The following is a 20,523-nucleotide window of genomic DNA, read 5'->3' on the forward strand; positions in this document are numbered from 1 at the left end:
CGGAATATGGGGTCCAGGCACCCATGCGCGGGGACCGGTCCCGGCCGCACCATGGTCGGGTGGCGCGGAACTCGGGCGCGGGCCGGTTACTGGGGGTCCGGCCCGCGTCCGCCCGGAACCCTTGAGAATTGACGCACTTTCCTTTTCAGTGGTTAAAAACCGGAACCCGGTAAAGAGACACGGTCGTGTCCCTTTACCGGGTCGCAAACACGAGGGGCCGACCCGCGCCAACAGATTGGCCCCCGTCAACCCTGTGCTTAGAGCGTCAGACCAGCCATCCGAGCACGTGGGCCAGGTGCGCGAGCAGACCCGAGATCAGGTCGTGGCCGTGGTGCACGTGCTGGGTGAACATCTGCATTGAGGGGCTCCTTGTATCGGATTTCGTGTTCGGTTGTGCTCTCGCGAGGAGCGATCGAAGATTTGCACCACGTTGGCACGCTGTCAAAAAACGATTTCCTGGGCCCTCGGCGGGTCGTGAATCTTCCTACGATAAACACGTAAGTCTTTCGTGTTTTGCGCCAGGGCGGGCCTCGCGGGCGATGACACTGTGCGTAGCCAGCTCCAGGTTGGCCGATGTGGAATCTAAGCCTCCGCTACGGCAAGCGGGGGGCGCGTGACACGAATCGGTGATCCACACGCCACGAATGGTAAGTCGGCGAGAATCACCGATACGGGTGACGCCACCCCACGTCCGATAGCACGAAGGAAGACGCTTCGCTCCGGCCGATTGCGGGACGGTGATCGTTCACGCACTCACCGGAAATGGGGTTTTCCCGTGTTTCGTCGAACAATCGCGACCGTCTCCGTCGCGCTGGCGACAGCGTTCGGGCTGACCGTGGCGGCGGATTCGGCCGCGGCCGGCACCGTCACCCAGACCTTCGCCTGTCATCCGAGGCTTGCCAGCCAGACCGTGCACGTGACTGTCACCGCGCCCGCCACCGTGAAAAAGAACGTGGAGGCTGCCGTTTCCGTCAAGGTCGAAAACGTCCAGCCTTATCCGGGGCCGGGTTCAGGTAGGCCCTATACCTCAGGCCGGCTCGTCTTGGGCGGCGCCGGCAGCGGCACTGTCAACTTCTACCTGAGCTCGCCGACCGTCCTCGAGCCGGGCGATCCGTGGATCATGCAGGGGACGGCGAAAGTCACTTTCACCAGTACGGGAACGGGCACCCTCGCCTCGAACGGATACGGCGTTCCTCCGTACTACAACTGCGGGCAGGCCGATCCGCCCGTGGCCGAGACCGTGACCGTGCAGCCTTGAGTGGAAAGGACTCCCCATGTTCCGTCGAAAGATCGCGGCCGTCGCCATCGCGGTGGCCACCGGGTTCGGCTTGAGCGTGACGGCGGGTACCGCCTCCGCCGGTACCGTGACCCAGACCTGCCGCCCATACAGCGGTCCGAGAACGGTGAACGTGACGATCACCGCGCCGGCGACCGCGACGAGCGGGGTGCCTGTGCCGGTCTTCGTCAAGGTCGACGGCGTAGAGCCATGGCCGAATTCGGAGTTGTCGGCGGGGTCGGCCCGGTTGGTCGGCTTCCTGCGACAGGGAGGGGCGGGCACCGGCGAGGTCAAGATCGACGTGCTGAACAACCCGGCCACGATCCCGACCGGTGGTCACTTCAGCGTCGAGGGCACCCAGCAGGTCACCTTCTCGACTCCCGGCACCGTCACCCTCGGGCTCCACCGCTTCGGCAAGCCGCTCACCTACTGGTGGTGCGCCTTGCCCGCGGACGAGCAGCCGCCGGTGGCCGCGACCGTGACGGTGAACTGACCGCGCTTCGGTTTCGCACCCGGGCTCCGGCGGCGCGAATGCGCGCCGCCGGAGCCCGGCTTCATCGGCTACCGCTTGATGTAGAGGTCCCACGACCAGGTCGACGCGGAGCAGAAGTAGGCCGACCAGCGGCCACTCTGCTGGCCGGAGTGGCCGTTGAGCCGGCAGTCGCCTTCCGTCGACCAGCTGGACTCGTAGTAGTACCTCGGATCGACACCCGCGCCGGCAGGCTGCGCGAACGCGATCGTCGACGCCATCGCGCCAAGGACAGCGGCGGTCGCCGCGATCTTCTTCATCACTTGTGAAGCCCCAGTTCTCTTCTTGGAACACGTGCGTGCACAAACAATCATGAATCGGACGCGCTTGTCAGCCGAACGGCCGAGTTCATCTCCACGCCCCGTGTCGCCAACGGTGACCCACTGCACTCGGGAGGGTGAAGACAGGTGGTCGATCGGGTGATCTACGCTCTTGGCCGAGTGGCCGCCTCCGTCCCGCGCGGCCGAAGCGATGGGGCAGGAGGGTGCGGTGACGCTCGCGCAGGTCGAACAGGCGGTTCCGCGGGGAGCGGCGCCGGCCGGGCCACGTGGCCAGCGTCGGGACATCCAGGGGTTGCGTGCGCTGGCGGTCGGTCTGGTGATCGTCTACCACCTCCGCCCGGAATGGTTGCCTGGCGGCTTCGTCGGCGTCGACGTCTTCTTCGTCATCTCCGGCTACCTGATCATCGGCACCCTCGCCGGTGAACTGCGCCGCACCGGCACCATCCGCCTGCGCGAGTTCTACGCTCGCCGCATCCGGCGCCTCTTGCCCGCCGCGTCGGTCGTCTTGCTGAGCACCGTGTTCGTGACCTGGCTGATCCTGCCGATCTCACGCTGGCCTGCCGTCATGAGCGACGTCCTGACCTCCGCGCTGAACGTCCAGAACTGGGCGCTGGCCGCCCAGTCCGCCGACTACGCCCACGCCACCGCCGCCGCGTCACCGGTCCAGCATTTCTGGTCGCTCAGCGTCGAAGAGCAGTTCTACCTTTTCATCCCCCTGGTCCTGCTCGTCTGCGCTCGCCTGGCCCACCGCGCCGGGCCGAAGGCCGCCCGTCAGGCCGTCATCGCCGTCGCCCTCGTCACCGCCGCGTCTTTCGTGTTCTCGGTGGTTTACAGCGAGCTCGACCATGGCCGCGCCTATTTCGTGACGCCCACCCGGATGTGGGAACTCGGGCTCGGCGGCCTCGCCGCGATGACCGTGCATCGCGTCCGGCTCAAGAGCGGGGTCCGGCTGCTCTTCGGCTGGGGCGGGATGGTCGCGGTCCTGCTCGGTTCGTTCCTGCTGACCACCGCGATGGCGTTTCCCGGCTACCTCGCCCTCCTGCCGACGCTGGGCACCATCGGCTTGTTGCTGGCCGGCACCGTCGCCGCGGACCAGCGAGTGGCGCGCCCGGAAGTCTCGGTCGTGCTGGGGCTCCCGCCGCTGCGCTATCTCGGCGACATCTCCTACAGCCTGTACCTCTGGCACTGGCCGGTGATCGTGGTGGTCCTGCAGCTCGCGGGCAGCACGGAACTGACGCGGCGGCAGGCGGTGGGTGTCTTCGTGCTCAGTCTGGCGCTGGCCATGGTGAGCAAACACCTGGTCGAAGACGCCTTCCGCGGCGGGAGGACCACGCCTTTCCGCCGCCGCACACCCCGGCTCCGCAGCGCATACCTGCTCGGAGCGGCCTTGGTCGCGGTCACGGCGGTCGCCGCGACGGTACCGTGGCAGTACGCCTCGGCGGAGCTCGAGCGCCTCGCGTCGGCCGCCAGACTCGATGAAGGCCACCCGGGCGCTCTCGCGCTCGACAAGGACAACCCGAGGGCGACACCGGACGGTGTCCCGCTGACTCCTGACCCGGCAGTGGCGACGCAGGACTGGCCGCTGAGGGACCTGTCCGTCAACTGCACCGTGTACGACATCGAGAACTGGCCGCCCACCGGTGACAAGTGCATCTACGGCGCGGCGACCGCGCCGAAGACGATCGTGCTGGTCGGTGACTCGCACGCGGCGATGTTCAGTACCGTTTTCGCGCGGTTCGTGCGCGAGCATCCGGAGTGGCGGGTGAAGATGATGCTGCGCAACGGCTGCCCCTTCACCGCCGTCGCACCGGCCGGTCTCACCGTCTGCTCCGACCAGAACGAACTCGAACTCGCCGGAATCCTCGCCATGAAGCCGGAACTCGTGGTGACCTCCGCGATGTCCCCTGAGTCCTATGACAAGGACCTGAAATGGCGTTGGGAATCGCGTGCGCAGACCGTGGACGGTTACGAGACGATGTTGCGGCGTATCTCGGACGCTGGTATCCGGACCGGCGTGATCCGCGATGTGCCCCGGCCGGCCAAGAACACCCCGCGCTGCCTGGAAAGCAATCCCGGCCGGCACGCGGAATGCGACACGGCCCTTGGTGACGCGTTCGGCCAGGACAAGGATCCGTTGGTGGAGGCCGCCGAACGCGTGCCACGCACGACGGTCGTCGACCTGACGCCCTGGCTCTGTGTCGGCGACGTGTGCCCGGCTGTCGTCGGTAACGTCGTGGTGTACCGGGACAATCACCTCACGGACTCGTACGTGCGGACGCTCTACGGGCCCCTGACCGCGGGACTCGGCCTGGTATGAGGTCGCGAGCCCTGGGATCCGGTGGGCGCTGCAGCGAAAGCTGACCACCATCACCGACGGTAACGCGACACGTGCTTGTTTACAATGTATGCTCGGGCTGGCTGATGGACCTTGCGCGCGCTCCGTGCGGAGCCAGAAAGGGCGATCGCCATGACGAAGAACCGTTCTGCCTCCCTCGCGCCGGCCGAGCTGGCCGCGTGGCGGAGCAAGAGCACGGGGGACGTTCTCGTGTCCGCGGACCCCGGCTTCGACCAGATCGTCGCAGAGGACGTGGTCGTTGCCACGCCGGCTGTGATCGTGCGCCCTGCCACGGCGGGTGATGTCGGCCGAGCGGTCAGCTTTGCCACCGAGCATGGCCTGCCGGTGTCCGTGCGCGGCGGTGGGCACGGACCCTTCGCTGTCGGCGATGGCGATTTGCTGATCCTGCTCAGTGCGCTCGACGAGGTACGGGTCCACGACGACGGCCAGGTGGAGGTCGGCGGTGGCGCGGTCTGGGGACAGGTCGCCCACGCGCTACGGCCGCACGGGCTGGCCCTGAGTTCTGGGGACACCAGCTCGGTGGGGGTCGGTGGACTCACGCTCACCGGTGGCGTCGGATGGCTCGTGCGCCGCCACGGCCTGGCCTTGGACAACCTGGTCGCCGCCGAGATCGTCACCGCGTCCGGCCAGGTTCTCGCCATCGATGCCGAGCACCACGCCGATCTCTTCTGGGCGATCCGCGGTGGCGGTGGCAACTTCGGGATCGTCACCCGGTTCACGTTCCAGGCCCATCCTCTGCCCGGCACCGTCCGCTACGGCACGATCACGACGGCCAAGCCGTCCACCGCCACGGGGATGGCCGAGCTGCTCGGCCGATGGCGCGACGTTCTGCACACAGCCGATGAGCGGTTGAACTCCACCGTCTTCGTCATGCCCCCCGAGGAGCGGTCCCCGGCGAACTGCCAGTTCTTCGTCCTCTGGGGTGGCGACGACGAGGACGAGGCTCGGGCGGCGATCGCCCCGCTGCTGGAACTCCCCGGAATCCTCCACACCAGCTTCGACTTTCGCCCCTACGTGTCGGTGCTCGAAGACGGCGGCGAGCCCGATGCCTTGGAGGACATCCTGGAAAGCGTCTCGGTCGACGCGCCCGAGCCGGACGCGTACATCGACGATGTCGTGTCTGACGAGCACAACGCGTTCGTCGTTCTCGACGACGGAGTGATCGCGAGCCTCGCCGAGTTGATCGTGCAGGCGCCGGGTTCGATCCTGAGCATTCGCAGCATGATCGGAGCCGTCAACCGGGTGCCCCCCACGGCGACAGCGTTCGGCTGGCGCGATACGGAGGCCCTGGTCATCTTCACCGGCATCCTGCCACCAGGTTCAGGACCGCAGGACATCGTGCGGATCGAGGAGCAGTGGTCGGCCATCAGCGCCGGCCGCGGCAGCTACGGCAACTTCCGTGACCAGGTCGACGATCCGTTCACGCACCGCGTCTACGCACCCGTCAACACCGAGCGCCTGATCGAAACCAAGCGCCGTTGGGACCCGGAGAACGTCTTCGCGGGCAACCACAACATCAAACCGAGGCCCGCGCACGCCGACGACGTGTAGTCCGGCGTCAGGGGGAGCTGTCGTGCGTTCCTGGAGGCGCTCGTTCCTCGAGAGGATGCCTTCGAGTGGCCGCCCAGTTACGACAGATGACGGGGAAGTGGGTCTTCACACCCCGTCCACCACGCGGTGGCAGCGGGTCGGCAGGCTCCGCCAATGGTAGGAATGCCTGGTGACCGAACCGAATTTGATCGAAGCAGCCGCCGAAGAGGCAGTCACCCTCACCAGTGAACTGATCCGCATCGACACCACCAACACGGGTGACCCGGACACGCTGGTCGGTGAACGCGCCGCGGCGGAGTACGTCGCCGAGAAGCTCACCGACGCGGGCTACGAGATCACCTACGTCGAGTCCGGCGGCAAGGACCGCCACAACGTGATCGTCCGGCTGGCGGGCGCGGACCCGTCGCGCGGCGCGCTCCTGATCCACGGTCATCTCGACGCCGTTCCCGCCGACGCCTCGGAGTGGTCGGTGCACCCGTTCTCCGGCGCGATCCAGGACGACTACGTCTGGGGTCGCGGCGCGGTCGACATGAAGGACATGTGCGGCATGGCGCTCGCGCTGGCCCGCCATTACAAGATCAACGGCATCGTCCCGCCGCGCGACCTGGTGTTCGCGTTCCTCGCCGACGAAGAGGCGGGCGGCAAGTACGGCGCGCAGTGGCTGGTCGAGAACCGTCCCGAGCTGTTCGAGGGTGTCACCGAGGCGATCAGCGAGGTCGGCGGCTTCTCGATCACGCTGAAGGACAACGTCCGCGCGTACCTCATCGAGACGGCCGAAAAGGGCATCCGCTGGATGAAGCTGCGGGTGCGCGGCACCGCCGGTCACGGCTCGATGATCCACCGCGACAACGCCGTCACCAAGCTCTCCGAGGCCGTCGCCAGGCTCGGCAACCACCGCTTCCCGCTGGTGATGACCGACTCCGTCCGCGAGTTCCTGGACGGCGTCACCGAGATCACCGGCTGGGACTTCCCCGAGGACGACATCGAGGGTTCCGTCGCGAAACTCGGCAACATCTCCCGGATGATCGGCGCGACGCTGCGCGACACGGCGAACCCGACGATGCTCACCGCGGGCTACAAGTCGAACGTCATCCCGTCCGTCGCGGAGGCTTCGGTGGACTGCCGGATCCTTCCCGGCAGGCTCGAAGCGTTCAACGCCGAACTGGAGGAGATCCTCGGCCCGGACATCGAGAAGGAGTGGATGGAGCTGCCGCCGGTCGAGACGACCTTCGACGGCGCACTGGTCGACGCGATGACCAACGCGGTCCTCGCCGAGGACCCGGGCGCCCGCACGCTCCCGTACATGCTTTCCGGCGGCACCGACGCGAAGTCGTTCCAGTCGCTCGGGATCCGCAACTTCGGGTTCGCCCCGCTGAAACTGCCCGCGGACCTCGACTTCTCCGCGCTGTTCCACGGGGTCGACGAGCGGGTCCCGGTCGACGCGCTGAAGTTCGGCGTGCGGGTGCTCGACCGCTTCCTCCGCTCTGCCTGATGCCCGGTCTGCTGGCCGCCGACGGCACACCCCTGCACTTCGACCGCTGGGGTGATCCGTCGGCGCCGGTGACCGTGGTCCTCCTGCACGGGTACGCCCTCGACAGGCGAAGCTGGCGTGCCATCGCGCCAGTGCTGGCCGAGGCGTCCCCGGAGGAACCGCTGGCGGTAGTGGCCTACGACCAGCGTGGCCACGGTGAATCCGGTGAGGTCCGGGCCTCGTCGGCGACCATGGGGAAACTCGCCGACGATCTGGCCGAGGTCCTGGACAAGGTGGTCCCCGACGGCAAGGTGGTCCTGGTCGGCCATGACATGGGCGGGCTCGCGATCCTGTCGCTCGCCCAGCGCCATCCGGACGTCTTCGCGGCGCGGGTGGCGGGACTCGGGTTGCTCGCCATGTCGGCGGGCGGCGTCACGCCGGACGCGATCTGGCCGAACGCGCTCGGGAAACTCGGGCGGGACCTGGAGATCGTCTTCGGGACGAGGCTGATCGGCCTGGTGCGGGAGCATACGAGCAAGGCGGTGACCGCCGGGCTGCGGTGGTGGCTGTTCGGCGACGACCCGGTGCCCGCCGACGTCGAGCTGACCGTGCGGATGATCCGCGGCAACTGGCCGCAGACGGTGTCCGCGTTCCGCCCCGCGCTGGACGCCTACACGCGGGAGTCGGCGTTGTCGCAGGTCGGGGCGGTGCCAGTGACGGCGATCGTGGGGGAGCGCGACAAGCTCGTGCCGACGGCGGACGTCGAGGAGCTGGCGGGCGCGGTGGAGAACGGCACGGCTGTGGTGCTGCCCGGCGTCGGGCATGTCGTGCCCCTCGAGGCGGCCCCGCAGGTGATTCCCCGCCTTCTGGCCCTGGCGAACCAGGCTCGCCGACAATCCTGACTTTCTTGACAAAATCTGTTTTCGGTGACACCGTTTCGCCATGTTCTCCGTTGCGGTGATCGAGGACGCGGAAGCGGCCGAAGTGTCGCTGGATCCGGTCCGGGCCAGGCTGCTCGCCGAACTCGCCGAACCGGCGTCGGCCACGATGCTGGCCGCGCGGGTGGACCTGCCGAGACAGAAGGTGAACTACCACCTTCGCGCGCTGGAGAAGCACGGACTGGTCGAGCTCGTCGAGGAACGGCGGAAGGGCAACGTCACCGAGCGCATGATGCGCGCGACGGCGTCGTCGTACGTCATCTCGCCGACGGCGCTCTCGGCCGTGCAGCCCGATCCCGCCCAGTCGCCGGACCGCCTGTCCGCACGCTGGCTGCTCGCCGTGGCGGGCAGGCTAGTGCGCGACGTCGGCCTCCTGATCACCGGAGCGACCAAGGCGCGCAAACGGGTCGCGACCTTCGCGATCGACGGCGAGGTGCGGTTCTCCTCCGCGGTGGACCGGGCCGCGTTCGCCGAAGAGCTGACCGTCGCGATCACGAACCTGGTGAGCAAGTACCACGACGAAGGCGCCGAACAGGGCCGAGATCACCGGATCGTCGTCGCCGTCCACCCGAGCGTCCGCACCGAGCCCGAGGAGCGCTGAATGGGCCACGAATTCGAGATCACCGACCGCGTCGAGGTCGACGCGACCCCGGAACAGGTCTGGGACGCCATCGCGACCGGGCCGGGGATCACGTCCTGGTTCATGGGGCGCAACGAGGTCGACGGAGGTGTCGGTGGCACGGTGAAGACCGCTTTCGGCGGCTTCGAACCCACCTCGGCGATCACGTCGTGGGACCCGCTGGAACGGCTCGTCTACGGCACGGAACCCGCGCCGGACGGGCGCTTCGTCGCCTACGAGTTCCTCATCGAGGGCCGCTCTGGTGGCAGTACCGTGCTGCGGACCGTGACGAGCGGCTTCCTGCCCGGCGACGACTGGGAAGACGAGTTCGAGGCGATGACCGCGGGCGGCGAGCTGTTCCTCCGCACCCTCGTCGAGTACCTCAACCGGTTCGCCGGCCGGAAAGCTGTGCCGGTGACGGTGTTCGGGCCGATGATCGAGGACTGGGACAGTGCGTGGCTGACGCTCGGCCGGGAACTCGGCCTCGCCGGGCGGCCGCAAGCGGGGGACCGGGTCCGCCTGTCAACCGGACCGCTGTCCACTGTGGACGGCGAGGTCTATTTCGCGAACGCCCAGACGGTCGGGATCCGGACGCCGGACGCGCTACTGAGGTTCGTCCGCGGCTTCACCGGGCCGATATGCGCGATGCATCACCTGTTCGGCGATGTCGGCTCCGCGGAACAGGACGCGCTCTGGGCCGAGTGGCTCGGCCGGGTGTTCAAGTGACGAAAGGGCTCGTCGTCGCACCTGGCGCGTCGTGAGTGGTAAGTGTCGTTCTAACGCGCCTTATCACTCACGACCCGCGCGCGCGGACCCGCTCCTATGAGCATCAAGTGATGAGGCCGGGCAGGGGAGTGGCGGTGCGCTTGCGGCGCAACCACACCCTCCTGGTCCCATCGGAGTAGAGCCGGACGGTCGAGAGTTCCCAGCCGGCGAACTCGGCGTGGATCGACAGCTGTGTCGCCGCCGCACGCCGGGAAACACCGGGCGGAAGCTGCAACCGCCGGTACTCCCAATCCCCTTCGACCACCGCCTCGTCCACCACTGTCATGGCGTGATCACCTGGATCCCTTCTCCGATGGCCGAGCCGACGACCACGCGGCCGCTCTGCTCGTCGACGGTGACCGAATCTGGCTGCCGCACGGTCGGGAACCGGTGCTTCTCGATCGGTTCTCCGCCGCGGACGTCGAAACCGACGACCTCGTTGCGTTCGGTGAGCGTGACCCAGGCGAGGCCACGGGTGCGGTCGTAGGCGATGCCGTACACCCCGCCGGGAACGGGATAGCGCTGGCGCAGCAGCAACGGCGTCGTGGAGAAAGCCAGCAGCGCGCCCGCCCGCGCGTCGGTGACGAAGACGCGTCCGAGATCGTCGGTGACGGCGTTGGCCGCGCCGTCGCCCGCCCGGAGGCCCTCGCCGATCTTTCCTTCGGCGAGGTCGACGGCGAACAGGGCGGTGCGGAGCTTGTCGAGCACGACCACGCCGTCACCGGTGTTCAGCACGTCGTCGGCGCTGTAGATCTGGCCGGTGATGGTCCTCGGTCCCGCGTTCTTCGACAGCACCTCCACGGCCTTGCGGTCCCGCACCGAGACCAGCGTCGCGTCACCGTCGGCGAGGCCGGCGGAGGGCTGTCCCGCGACGGGGACCGTCTCCAGCGCGCCGCCGGGCAGCGAGACCTTCGCCAGCAGGCTCTTGCCGGGGACGCTGGCGAGCACCTGGGAACGGGAGACGGTGAGCCGCTCGGCGGGACCGGGCAACGCCACGGTCGTCTTGGGGGCGTCGAGGGCGGCGAGATCGTAGATACGCAGCGAAGGCGGCTCCGAAACCGCGACGACCAGCGTCTTGCTCGCCTCGTCGGTCACCAGCGCTTTCACACCCGGCGTCGCGAACACCGACCCCGCGGGTTTGACCGTCACCGCGGGGGAGACCGCCGCGGTCGCCGCGACGGGGTTCTGCACGATCTGCAAGGTGTCGTTCGGTGTGTCGTCCGTACTGCAGGACGAGAGCACCAGGACACCGGCGAGCGGGATCGCGATCCGGGAAACGGCGGACAGCCGACCCACCTTGGTGCCTCCACCTGCTACTCGTTGTACGGACCTGTCCAGCATCCTCCAGGAACTCCACCACGTCACGTCCGCGTCACCCAACAGTCACCTGATCCAGTATTCGAGACGGCTCACAGGCCGCGTTCCGGGTATCCGACCTCGATCGCGCTGACGTCGTCGAGCGCCGAACGGATGGCGGGCGGGAGCGTGATCTCCTCGGCCGTGAGCGAACCGGTCAGCTGACCCGTGTCACGGGCTCCGACCACGGGCGCGACCACTCCGGGCCGGTCTCGGACCCAGGCCAGCGCGACGGCCAGCGGCGACGTCCCGAGGCCGTCCGCGGCCGTCGCGACCGCCTGCACGATCCGGGCCGCGCGATCGGTCCGGTGATGTTCGACATAGCCGGCGAAAACACTCGAAGCGCCACGCGAATCGGCGGGTGTCCCGCTGCGGTACTTGCCGGTGAGCACGCCCCGGCCGAGCGGTGCCCACGGCAGGAGCCCGATGCCGTGATGCTCCGCGGCCGGGACGACCTCGCGATCGACGCCGCGTTCCAGCAGCGAGTACTCGACCTGCGTCGAGACCAGCGGAGCGACGGCGGAACTGCGGGCCGCGGCGGTCGCCAGCTGCCAGCCCGAGTAGTTGGAGACCCCGACGTAGCGGACCTTGCCACTGGTCACGGCGTACTCGAGGGCGGCGAGGGTCTCGTCGACCGGCACGGTGGTGTCCCACGCGTGCAGCTGCCACAGGTCGATGTGGTCGGTGCCGAGCCGTCGCAGGGAGCCGTCCAGCGCGCTCAAGAGCGCGCCACGCGAGGCACCGCCACCGAACGGGCCGTCGGTGCGGCGGGCGACGGCCTTGGTCGCGAGCACGATGTCGTCCCGGGGGACGAGGTCGCCGAGCAGCGCCCCGAGGACGCGTTCGCTCTCGCCCTCGCCGTAGATGTCGGCGGTGTCGACCAGGGTGCCCCCGGCGTCGACGAACGCGACCAGCTGGCTGGCCGCCTCCTCCGAGTCGGTGTCGCCACCCCACGTCATGGTCCCGAGGGCCATCCGCGAGACCCGAAGTCCCGACCGGCCGAGCTGTCGCTTTTCCACGACGGGCGAGCCTAGCCGGAAGGCAAGTGCGGGTCGCGGAGCAGGTGAGCGTGTCGTGATCGAGTACCACCGTGCGGGTCATCGCCGTGTCAACACCCTGAACGGAGGAGTGACACTCCGATGGATACATTCACGCCGTGCGACTCGGACTGAACTTGGGCTATTGGGGCGCGGGGAACGACGCGGCCAACCTGGCATTGGCGAAGAAGGCGGACGAACTGGACTACGCGGTCGTGTGGGCCGCGGAGGCCTACGGGTCGGACGCGCCGACAGTGCTCTCGTGGGTGGCGGCGCAGACCTCAAGGATCGATGTGGGCAGCGCGGTGCTCCAGATCCCCGCGCGGACGCCGGCGATGACCGCGATGACCGCCGCGACCCTGGACACGCTTTCGGGCGGCCGGTTCCGCCTCGGCCTGGGTGTTTCCGGTCCGCAGGTCTCCGAGGGCTGGCACGGCGTGAAGTTCGCGTCACCGCTCGGCCGCACCCGCGAGTACGTCGAGATCGTCCGCAAGGCGTTGGGCCGTGAGCGGGTCCGGTACGACGGCGACCACTTCCAGCTGCCCCTGCCCGGCGGGCCCGGCAAGGCGCTGACCTTGACCGTGCACCCCGTCCGCGAAGAGATCCCCGTGTACCTGGCCGCCATCGGCCCGAAGAACCTCGAACTGACCGGCGAGATCGCGAACGGCTGGCTGCCGGTGTTCTTCTCGCCAGAACACGCCGGTGAGCAGCTGAAGCTCATCAAGGCCGGGGCGGAGCAGGCCGGGCGTTCGCTCGACGGCTTCGACGTCGTCCCGTCCGTCCCGCTCGTGGTCGGCGAAGACTGGAAGGCCTGCGCCGACGCCGTCCGCGGGTACGCGGCGCTGTACATCGGCGGGATGGGCAGCCGGGAGAAGAACTTCTACAACCAGCTCGCCTGCCGGATGGGCTTCGAGCGCGAAGCGGCCGACGTCCAGCAGAAGTACCTGGGCAGGGACTACGAGGGCGCCATGGCGGCCGTGCCGCTGGAGTTCATCGACGCGACGTCGCTGCTGGGCCCGAAGGAGCGCATCGCCGAACGGATGCAGGCCTTCGCCGAGGCCGGCGCCACGACGCTGACCGTCGCACCCGCCATGCCGGACCAGGAGGGTTCCGCACGCGCCCTCGAGATCGCGGCCGAGGCGATCGAAACGGCCGGTGTCGCCTGATGGGCTGGTTCGAAGCGCTGGTCCTCGGTCTCGTCCAGGGCCTGACGGAGTTCCTGCCGATCTCCTCCAGCGCGCACCTGCGGATCACCGCGGCACTCGCCGGTTGGGACGACCCCGGCGCCGCGTTCACCGCGGTGACTCAGATCGGTACCGAACTCGCGGTCATCCTGTACTTCTCGGCCAAGATCGGGAAGATCCTCCGCGCCTGGTTCTTCTCCATCTACAAGAAGGACTGGCGCCAGGACCCCGACGCCCGGCTGGGCTGGCTGATCATCGTCGGCTCGCTGCCGATCGTGGTGCTGGGCCTGCTGCTGCAGGACGCCATCGACGAAACCTTCCGTGACCTGCGGATCACCGCGACCACACTGATCGTTTTCGGCCTGATCCTCCTGGTGGCCGACCGCATCGGGAAGCAGCAGCGCACCCTCGACCACCTGACCGTGCCCCACGGCCTCGGTTTCGGGTTCGCCCAGGCGCTGGCGCTGATCCCGGGTGTCTCCCGCTCGGGTGGCACGACCAGCGCCGGGCTGCTGCTCGGCTACACCCGCGCGGAGGCGGCGGAGTACTCGTTCCTCCTGGCGCTGCCGGCGGTGTTCGGGTCGGGGCTGTACAAGCTGACCGACATCGGCAAGGACGGCGCCCCGGCGCAGTGGGGGCCGACGATCCTGGCGACGCTGGTCGCGTTCGGTGTCGGGTACGCCGTCATCGCCTGGCTGATGTCCTACATCAAGACCAAGAGCTTCGTGCCGTTCGTGATCTACCGGCTCGTGCTCGGGGTCCTGCTGTTCGTGCTGATCTTCACCGGTGTCCTGGACCCCGGCGCGGGTCCGCACCTGTAACCCCCACGCAATTCGGCACCTGCTTGCGGTAGATGCACACGCAACGATCGCAAGCAGGTGCCGAATTGCGTAGCAGGGCAAAGCACGACACGTAGGGTGGGCCACGTGAGTACTGTGATCCTTCTGCGCCACGGCAAGTCCACGGCGAACGGTTCGGGCGTCCTGGCCGGGCGCACGCCCAAGGTCGGCCTGGACGACACCGGCCGGGCGCAGGCGGCCGCGCTCGTCGAGCGCCTGGCGCCGGTCCCCCTCGCCGAACTGGTGGTCTCGCCGATGCTTCGCTGCCGCCAGACGGTCGCGAAGCTGGCCGAGGCGCGCGGTCTGGACAAGCTGAAAGAGCCCGGTTTGTCCGAAGTGGACTACGGCGAATGGACCGGGCGGGCGCTCAAGGATCTGTTCAAGGAACCCCTGTGGCGCGTCGTGCAGGCGCATCCCTCGGCCGCGGTCTTCCCCGGTGGGGAAGGGCTCGCCGAGATGCAGGCGCGGGCGGTCGCCGCCGTTCGCGCGCACGACGCGAGGATCACCGCGAAGTACGGCGAGGACGCGGTGTGGCTCTTATGCAGTCATGGCGATGTGATCAAGGCGATCCTCGCCGACGCACTCGGCCAGCATCTCGACTCCTTCCAGCGGATCGTGGTCGATCCGGCGTCGGTTTCGGTCGTCCGGTACACCGAGACTCGTCCGTTCGTGTTGCGCGTCAACGACAACGGCGGCGACCTGGCCGGTGTCGCCCCACCCGAACCGAAGGCCAAAGCCAAGCGCGGCAAGGGAAAACGCAGCTCCGACGCGGTGGTGGGCGGTACCACCGGAGCGTGACCACCGCCGTCGGTGGCGTCACCGCCACGGACGGCATCCACCGGCCCCTCGCTGCCCGTAAGGTGGCCAGACCAGCAGATTCGACGACCCGGGAGCAACACCGATGATTTCGCAGGACAACCCGTTCGCCGCGCCGAGTGAGCTGCCCTACGCCCTTCCGCCGTTCGACCGGATCGCCGACGAACACTTCCTTCCCGCCTTCGAAGCGGGCTTGGCCGAGCACGCCGCCGAAATCGAGGAAATCGCCGGCTCGGCCGAGCCGGCGACGTTCGAGAACACCATCGTCGCGCTCGAGAAATCCGGCAGGTTGCTGTCCCGCGTCTCCAGCGTGTTCTTCAACCTCGCCGGGTCGAACGCGAACGACGAGATCCAGCGTGTGCAGGCCGAGATAGCACCGCGACTGGCCGCGCACGCCGACGCCATCAACCTGAACCCCGCGCTGTTCGCCAGGATCAACTCCCTGTTCGAGCGCAGGGACGAACTCGGCCTCGACACCGAGTCGCTGCGCCTGCTGGAGCGGCACCACACCGATGTGCGCCGCGCCGGCGCCGGTCTTCCCGAAGCCGACCAGAAGCGCCTGCGTGAGCTGAACGAGCAGATCTCGACGCTGTCGACCCGGTTCCAGCAGAACCTGCTCAAGGACACCAACGAACTGGCCGTGGTCGTCGACGACGTCGCGCAACTCGCGGGTCTCGGCGAGGACGAGATCGCGACGGCCGCCGAAACCGCGGGCGAGGAGGGCAAGTACGTCCTCAAGCTGACCCTGCCCACGGCGCAAGCCGCGCTGGCCTCGCTGGAGGATCGCGCGCTGCGTGAGCGGATCTTCACCGCGTCGGTCTCCCGCGGCAACCGGGGCAACGAGTTCGACAACAACGAGATCGTGGCCCAGCTGGTCCGGTTGCGCGCCGAACGGGCCGCCGTGCTCGGTTTCCCCGACCACGCCTCGTACGTCATCGAGGACGAGACCGCGAAGACCGCTGAGGCCGCTGTCGGCCTCCTGGAGCGGCTCGCGCCCGTCGCGGTCGCCAACGCCAAGGCGGAGGCCGAAGAGCTGCAGCGGTACCTCGAAGCCGACATCCCCGGCGCGGTCCTGCGGCCGTGGGACTGGGCGTTCTACGCCGAACGCGTCCGCAAGGACCGGTTCGAGGTCAACACCGCGGCGCTGCGCCCGTACTTCGAGCTGAACCGCGTGCTGACCGACGGCGTCTTCTTCGCCGCGTCCAACCTGTACGGCCTGAGCTTCACGGAGCGGGAAGACCTGCCGAAGTACCACCCCGAGGTCCGGATCTTCGAGGTCTTCGACGCCGACGGCTCGGAACTCGGCCTGTTCCTGCTCGACTACTACGCCCGCGACTCGAAGCGCGGCGGCGCCTGGATGAACAACTTCGTCGACCAGACGAAGCTGCTCGGTACGAAGACGGTCGTGGTGAACGTGCTCAACGTCGCCAAGCCGCCGGCGGGGGAGCCGACCCTGCTGACCTTCGACGAGGTCGTCACCGCGTTCCACGAGTTCGGGCACGCCCTGCACTCACTGCTCTCGGACGTCGAGTACCCGATGTTCTCGGGCACCAACGTCCCGCGTGACTTCGTCGAATATCCCTCGCAGGTCAACGAGATGTGGATGCTCTGGCCCGAGGTCCTGGCCAACTACGCCAAGCACCACGTGACCGGCGAGCCGTTGCCGCAGGAGCAGATCGACAAGCTTCTGGCGTCGCAGCAGTACGGCGAAGGCTTCTCGACCACCGAGTACCTCGCGGCGTCCCTCCTCGACCAGGCGTGGCACGCGCTGGGAACCGAGGACAAGGTCGAGGACGTTCAGCGGTTCGAGGCCGAGGCCCTGACCAAGGCCGGTGTCGCGCTGGAAGCCGTGCCGCCGCGCTACCGGACCACGTACTTCGCGCACATCTTCAGCGGTGGCTACAGCGCCGGGTACTACTCCTACATCTGGAGCGAGGTCCTCGACGCCGACACCGTCCAGTGGTTCCGCGAGAACGGCGGGCTCACCAGGGAGAACGGCGACCACTTCCGCCGTGAACTCCTCGGCCGGGGCGGCAGCGTCGACCCGATGGCGGCCTTCCGCGCGTTCCGCGGCCGCGACCCGGAGATCGAGCCGCTTCTGAAGCGGCGCGGCCTCGCGGGCGCCTGACCTCCTGACGGTTCCTCCGCCCGGACACCCCCGGTGTCCAGGCGGAGGAACCGCGCTCAGGCGGCCAGTTCGGCGACGGCCGCGGCCACGTCGTCCACTTCGCGTTCGGTGTTGTAGTAGTGCGGGCTCAGCCGCAGGCACCAGTCGACGTTCTTGTCGCCGAAGTCGAACTGCGCGAACTCCCGGTAGCTGAGCGCCGAATTGATCCGGTGGGCGTCCATCGCCTCCTTGAAGGGCACCGCTTCCCAGCCTTTGATGGAGAACGTCACCAACGCGCCCAATTCCGGGCCCCGGTCGAGCACTTCGACGCCCGGGATTGCGCCGAGTCCGTCCCGCAGCCTCGCCGCGAGCGCGGGACTGCGCCGTGAGATCGCCTCCAAGCCGACCTCACGGGCGTACCTCGCGGCGGCGGCGCAGCCGAGAACGGTGGCGTACGGGAATTCCCACTCTTCGAACCGGGACGCGGACTTCGCGGGTTCGTACGCGCCGGGCGCGCTCCAGCGGGCACCGTGCATGTCGATGAACAACGGCTCGTGCCCGGCGTCGAGGAACCGGTCGGAGACGAACAGGAACCCGGAACCCCGCGGACCGCGCAGGAATTTACGACACGTCGAGGTGAGCATGTCGGCGCCGATCTCTTCGACGTCGACGGGGTATTGGCCGATCGACTGGCAGGCGTCGACCAGGTAGAGCAGGCCGAGCTCCCGGCAGTGCCGCCCGATCTCGGCGACCGGCTGGACGAGGCCCGAGTTGGTCGGGATATGCGTGGCGGCGACCAGCTTCGGCTTCCTCGTGCGCATCAGAGCCGCCATCGCTTCGACGTCCACACCGCCTTCCCGCGAGTCCGGCGCGTGCACGACCTCGACGCCGAACCGCTTCCGCAGCGACAGGAACGCGATCTGGTTGGAGATGAAGTCGTTGCGAGTGGTGAGCACGACGTCGCCGGGTTCGAACCGGATCGACGACAACGCCGTCGAATAGGCGTGGGTGGCACTCGCCGCGAAGGCGATGTTGCGGGGCCTCGCGTTGATGAGCGCGGCGATTTCACGATAGAAGCCCTCGACCTCGGCCGAACGGGCGGCGGCGGCTTCGTAGCCGCCGATTTCGGCTTCGAGATTCAGGTGATCGAGCATCGTCGCGAGTACCGGCTTCGCCAGCAGCCCGCAGCCCGCGTTGTTGAAGTGGACGACCTTCTCGCTGCCCGGGGTATCGGCTCGGAGGGCCCGGACATCCAGTAGTGATTCCACCGAAGAGTCAGTAGCACTATCATGTTGCTTCATGTCGGATAGTAGCACTTCCGCGCTCGTCGCCCAGCTGCGTTCGCTTGTCCGCACGGCGGCCGCGGGGGAGAGGTTGCCCAGCAGCCGGGAACTCATCGAGCGCTATCGGGTCGGCCCGGGAACGGTCTCTCGCGCTATCGCCCTGCTGGCGGCGGAAGGCATCGTCGTGACCCGCCCCGGGAGCGGGACGTACGTGGCGAAGAAGCCGTCGGGGGCGGGCGAGCCGCTCGACACGGCGTGGCAGACGGTCGCGCTCACCGACCGCAGTGTCGACACCACATCCCTCACCGGCGCCCTCGGTCCCGCCCCGGAGGACGCGATCCTTCTCGACGGCGGCTATCCGCACCGATCCCTGCAGGCGACTCGCTTCCTGGCCGCGGCGCTGGCGCGGGCGGGCCGCCGCCCGGACGCCTGGGATCGCGCGCCGGCCGCCGGGCTGACCGCGCTGAGGTCGGTGTTCGCGGGGCCTGCCGGTGCGTCGCCGGACGACGTCCTGATCACCGCGGGCGGGCAGAGTGGGCTGTCCATGGCGTTCCGGGCGATCGCGGCGCCCGGAAGCCCGGTCCTCGTCGAATCGCCGACCTATCCGGGAGCGCTCGCCGCCGCCCGGGCGGCAGGCCTCCGACCGGTGCCGGTTCCGCTCGACGGCGACGGGGTCCGTCCCGATCTGCTGGCCGAGGCGTTCGCGATGACGGGCGCCAGGCTTTTTTACTGCCAGCCCACATTCCACAACCCGACCGGCACGGTGCTCGCGGCCGAACGGCGCACGCGGGTACTGGACATCGCCCGGGCGGCGGGCGCGTTCGTCCTGGAGGACGACTTCGCCCGTCATCTCTCCCACGGGGCGACCACGCCACGTCCACTGATCACCGACGATCGCGACGGCACGGTCGTCCATCTGACGTCGGTGACCAAGGCCAGCGCGCCGAGCCTTCGGATCGGCGCGCTGATCGCACGCGGGCCGGTCCTCGACCGGATGAAGGCGATCCGGCAGGTCGACGACTTCTTCGTCGCCCGCCCGCTGCAGGAAGCGGCCCTCGAACTGCTCAGCGCGCCGTCCTGGGAACGTCACGTCCGGAGGCTCGGTGCCGAGCTGGGGGAGCGGTGCGCGAAAGCGGCCGCGGCGCTGGCGGCGAAGTGTCCTGAGTGGACAATCGCGCGGCTCCCCACCGGTGGCCTGCACCTGTGGGTGCGGCTACCGGCGGGGAGCGATCCGAACGCCCTCGCCCGCGCTGCGCGTGAGCGAGGAGTCGTGGTCGGGGCAGGGGAGCGATTCTTCGCCACCGAGCCGGCAGGACCCTTCCTGCGACTGAGCTTCGCCGCCGCGGCCGACATCGCCGAGCTCACCGAAGGCATCCGGCGGCTCGACCCGAGTGTATAACGACCTATACGGCGTGACTCAGGTCAGAACCGCTTCAAGAAACAGATAAACACCACCACCAATGACGACACCGGCGCCCGTTCCGGTCACGACCTCGGCCTTGCTGTGATCGCCGAGTTCGACGCGGGACCAGCAGACCCAGCCCACGGCGAGGAAGAGCAGCGCGAGCCAGGGGCCGTGGACACGGATGAGCATCACGGCCGCCCCTGCGGCCACCATCGCGTGCATCGAGATCTTGAACTTCAGCCCGAAGGTGATCGCGAGGGCGGCGACCAGGCAGACGAGCTCGGCGGCCGCGAGCGCGACCATCTCGTGGGGCGCACCACCCGCGATCAGGACGGCGAAGCCGGTGGCAAGCGAGCCGATGCAGACCGCGAACGGGACGAGCCGTCCGGCGCGGTCGGTGACGTGGTGGCTGTCCCACTTGCCTTTCCGTGCGCCGCGCACGATCACGGCCATCGGGATCAACGAGCCGGTGACGCCGACGACGAGTCCCCACAGCACGGTCTCACCGAGGTGATGGCCGGTGACCTTCCAGGCGACGACCAGCGGGAGACCGAGCACCCAGACCCAGGGGGCGAGCACCTCGGTCGCGATCCGCGCGACGTGCCGGCGGGCCCCGGGGGCTTCCGTGGACAGGGTGGGCATGGCGGGTGTCTCCTCGGGGAAATCGTGGCCGGAGCCGCTCCTGCCGGACTGGTGCCCGGCAGGAGCGG

The 20,523-nt window shown here is 68.7% G+C and carries 19 protein-coding genes; 13 read left to right on the forward strand and 6 right to left on the reverse strand.

The genetic code is table 11. From position 1 onward, the window contains the following. The first annotated feature begins 775 nt into the window (after nucleotides 1–775). A complete protein-coding gene (locus tag CVV72_RS07580; RefSeq protein ID WP_034318595.1) occupies nucleotides 776–1,258 on the forward strand; it encodes a hypothetical protein in 483 nt (160 codons plus the stop codon). 16 nt (nucleotides 1,259–1,274) lie between these two features. Beyond that, a complete protein-coding gene (locus CVV72_RS07585) occupies nucleotides 1,275–1,769 on the forward strand; it encodes a hypothetical protein (RefSeq protein ID WP_219151691.1) in 495 nt (164 codons plus the stop codon). Between the two features lie 68 nt (nucleotides 1,770–1,837). Here CVV72_RS07585 and CVV72_RS07590 read toward each other — a convergent pair whose 3' ends face one another. Next, a complete protein-coding gene (locus CVV72_RS07590) occupies nucleotides 1,838–2,065 on the reverse strand; it encodes a hypothetical protein (protein WP_219151692.1) in 228 nt (75 codons plus the stop codon). Nucleotides 2,066–2,294: 229 nt separating this feature from the next. Between CVV72_RS07590 and CVV72_RS07595 the strand changes: the two genes are divergently transcribed. The 6 genes from CVV72_RS07595 to CVV72_RS07620 all read left to right on the forward strand — a co-directional run bounded on the left by CVV72_RS07595 (nucleotide 2,295) and on the right by CVV72_RS07620 (nucleotide 9,747). Beyond that, a complete protein-coding gene (locus tag CVV72_RS07595) occupies nucleotides 2,295–4,403 on the forward strand; it encodes an acyltransferase family protein (RefSeq protein ID WP_219151693.1) in 2,109 nt (702 codons plus the stop codon). A 111-nt stretch (nucleotides 4,404–4,514) separates the two neighbouring features. Continuing rightward, nucleotides 4,515–5,993, forward strand: coding sequence for an FAD-binding oxidoreductase (locus CVV72_RS07600; RefSeq protein ID WP_219151694.1), 1,479 nt, complete (start codon nucleotides 4,515–4,517; stop codon nucleotides 5,991–5,993). Nucleotides 5,994–6,162: 169 nt separating this feature from the next. After that, on the forward strand, nucleotides 6,163–7,485 hold the full coding sequence (locus CVV72_RS07605) for a M20/M25/M40 family metallo-hydrolase (protein WP_219151695.1): 1,323 nt from the start codon (nucleotides 6,163–6,165) through the stop codon (nucleotides 7,483–7,485). Continuing rightward, on the forward strand, nucleotides 7,485–8,366 hold the full coding sequence (locus CVV72_RS07610) for an alpha/beta fold hydrolase (RefSeq protein WP_219151696.1): 882 nt from the start codon (nucleotides 7,485–7,487) through the stop codon (nucleotides 8,364–8,366). Before CVV72_RS07605 ends, CVV72_RS07610 begins: the two co-directional genes overlap by 1 nt. Before the next feature lie 40 nt (nucleotides 8,367–8,406). Beyond that, the gene (locus tag CVV72_RS07615) at nucleotides 8,407–9,003 is read left to right on the forward strand and encodes a helix-turn-helix domain-containing protein (protein ID WP_219151697.1); all 597 of its coding nucleotides are present in this window, start codon (nucleotides 8,407–8,409) and stop codon (nucleotides 9,001–9,003) included. Further along, on the forward strand, nucleotides 9,004–9,747 hold the full coding sequence (locus tag CVV72_RS07620; protein ID WP_219151698.1) for an SRPBCC domain-containing protein: 744 nt from the start codon (nucleotides 9,004–9,006) through the stop codon (nucleotides 9,745–9,747). 103 nt (nucleotides 9,748–9,850) lie between these two features. On the opposite strand, the gene CVV72_RS07625 is transcribed toward CVV72_RS07620, so the two are convergent. From CVV72_RS07625 to CVV72_RS07635, 3 genes are all read right to left on the reverse strand, one after another. Beyond that, nucleotides 9,851–10,072 carry a DUF5703 family protein gene (locus CVV72_RS07625; RefSeq protein ID WP_016334446.1) on the reverse strand — a complete coding sequence of 74 codons (222 nt, stop codon included), beginning with the start codon at nucleotides 10,070–10,072 and terminating at the stop codon, nucleotides 9,851–9,853. After that, nucleotides 10,069–11,082: a YncE family protein gene (locus CVV72_RS07630; RefSeq protein WP_219151699.1), complete on the reverse strand. Its 1,014-nt coding sequence runs from the start codon at nucleotides 11,080–11,082 to the stop codon at nucleotides 10,069–10,071. The genes CVV72_RS07625 and CVV72_RS07630 overlap by 4 nt, the downstream gene beginning before the upstream one ends. A gap of 113 nt (nucleotides 11,083–11,195) precedes the next feature. Beyond that, nucleotides 11,196–12,161: an aldo/keto reductase gene (locus tag CVV72_RS07635; RefSeq protein ID WP_219151700.1), complete on the reverse strand. Its 966-nt coding sequence runs from the start codon at nucleotides 12,159–12,161 to the stop codon at nucleotides 11,196–11,198. A gap of 137 nt (nucleotides 12,162–12,298) precedes the next feature. Between CVV72_RS07635 and CVV72_RS07640 the strand changes: the two genes are divergently transcribed. The 4 genes from CVV72_RS07640 (at nucleotide 12,299) to CVV72_RS07655 (ending at nucleotide 17,146) form a co-directional block, all read left to right on the forward strand. Then, nucleotides 12,299–13,345 carry an LLM class F420-dependent oxidoreductase gene (locus tag CVV72_RS07640; RefSeq protein ID WP_219151701.1) on the forward strand — a complete coding sequence of 349 codons (1,047 nt, stop codon included), beginning with the start codon at nucleotides 12,299–12,301 and terminating at the stop codon, nucleotides 13,343–13,345. Beyond that, on the forward strand, nucleotides 13,345–14,184 hold the full coding sequence (locus CVV72_RS07645) for an undecaprenyl-diphosphate phosphatase (protein WP_219151702.1): 840 nt from the start codon (nucleotides 13,345–13,347) through the stop codon (nucleotides 14,182–14,184). Before CVV72_RS07640 ends, CVV72_RS07645 begins: the two co-directional genes overlap by 1 nt. A gap of 105 nt (nucleotides 14,185–14,289) precedes the next feature. Next, nucleotides 14,290–15,000 carry a histidine phosphatase family protein gene (locus CVV72_RS07650; RefSeq protein ID WP_219151703.1) on the forward strand — a complete coding sequence of 237 codons (711 nt, stop codon included), beginning with the start codon at nucleotides 14,290–14,292 and terminating at the stop codon, nucleotides 14,998–15,000. Nucleotides 15,001–15,103: 103 nt separating this feature from the next. Next, on the forward strand, nucleotides 15,104–17,146 hold the full coding sequence (locus CVV72_RS07655; RefSeq protein ID WP_219151704.1) for a M3 family metallopeptidase: 2,043 nt from the start codon (nucleotides 15,104–15,106) through the stop codon (nucleotides 17,144–17,146). 56 nt (nucleotides 17,147–17,202) lie between these two features. On the opposite strand, the gene CVV72_RS07660 is transcribed toward CVV72_RS07655, so the two are convergent. Beyond that, nucleotides 17,203–18,393, reverse strand: coding sequence for an aminotransferase class V-fold PLP-dependent enzyme (locus CVV72_RS07660; RefSeq protein ID WP_255632573.1), 1,191 nt, complete (start codon nucleotides 18,391–18,393; stop codon nucleotides 17,203–17,205). 31 nt (nucleotides 18,394–18,424) lie between these two features. Here CVV72_RS07660 and CVV72_RS07665 point away from each other — a divergent pair, with 31 nt between their 5' ends. Continuing rightward, on the forward strand, nucleotides 18,425–19,807 hold the full coding sequence (locus CVV72_RS07665; protein ID WP_219151706.1) for a PLP-dependent aminotransferase family protein: 1,383 nt from the start codon (nucleotides 18,425–18,427) through the stop codon (nucleotides 19,805–19,807). Between the two features lie 18 nt (nucleotides 19,808–19,825). Here CVV72_RS07665 and CVV72_RS07670 read toward each other — a convergent pair whose 3' ends face one another. Then, nucleotides 19,826–20,455 (reverse strand): hypothetical protein, encoded by a 630-nt coding sequence (locus tag CVV72_RS07670; RefSeq protein ID WP_219153860.1) that lies wholly within the window; start codon nucleotides 20,453–20,455, stop codon nucleotides 19,826–19,828. Between the last annotated feature and the right edge of the window lie 68 nt (nucleotides 20,456–20,523).

Origin of the sequence: Amycolatopsis sp. TNS106, from assembly GCF_019330265.1 — a bacterium.
Taxonomy (GTDB): domain Bacteria; phylum Actinomycetota; class Actinomycetes; order Mycobacteriales; family Pseudonocardiaceae; genus Amycolatopsis; species Amycolatopsis lurida.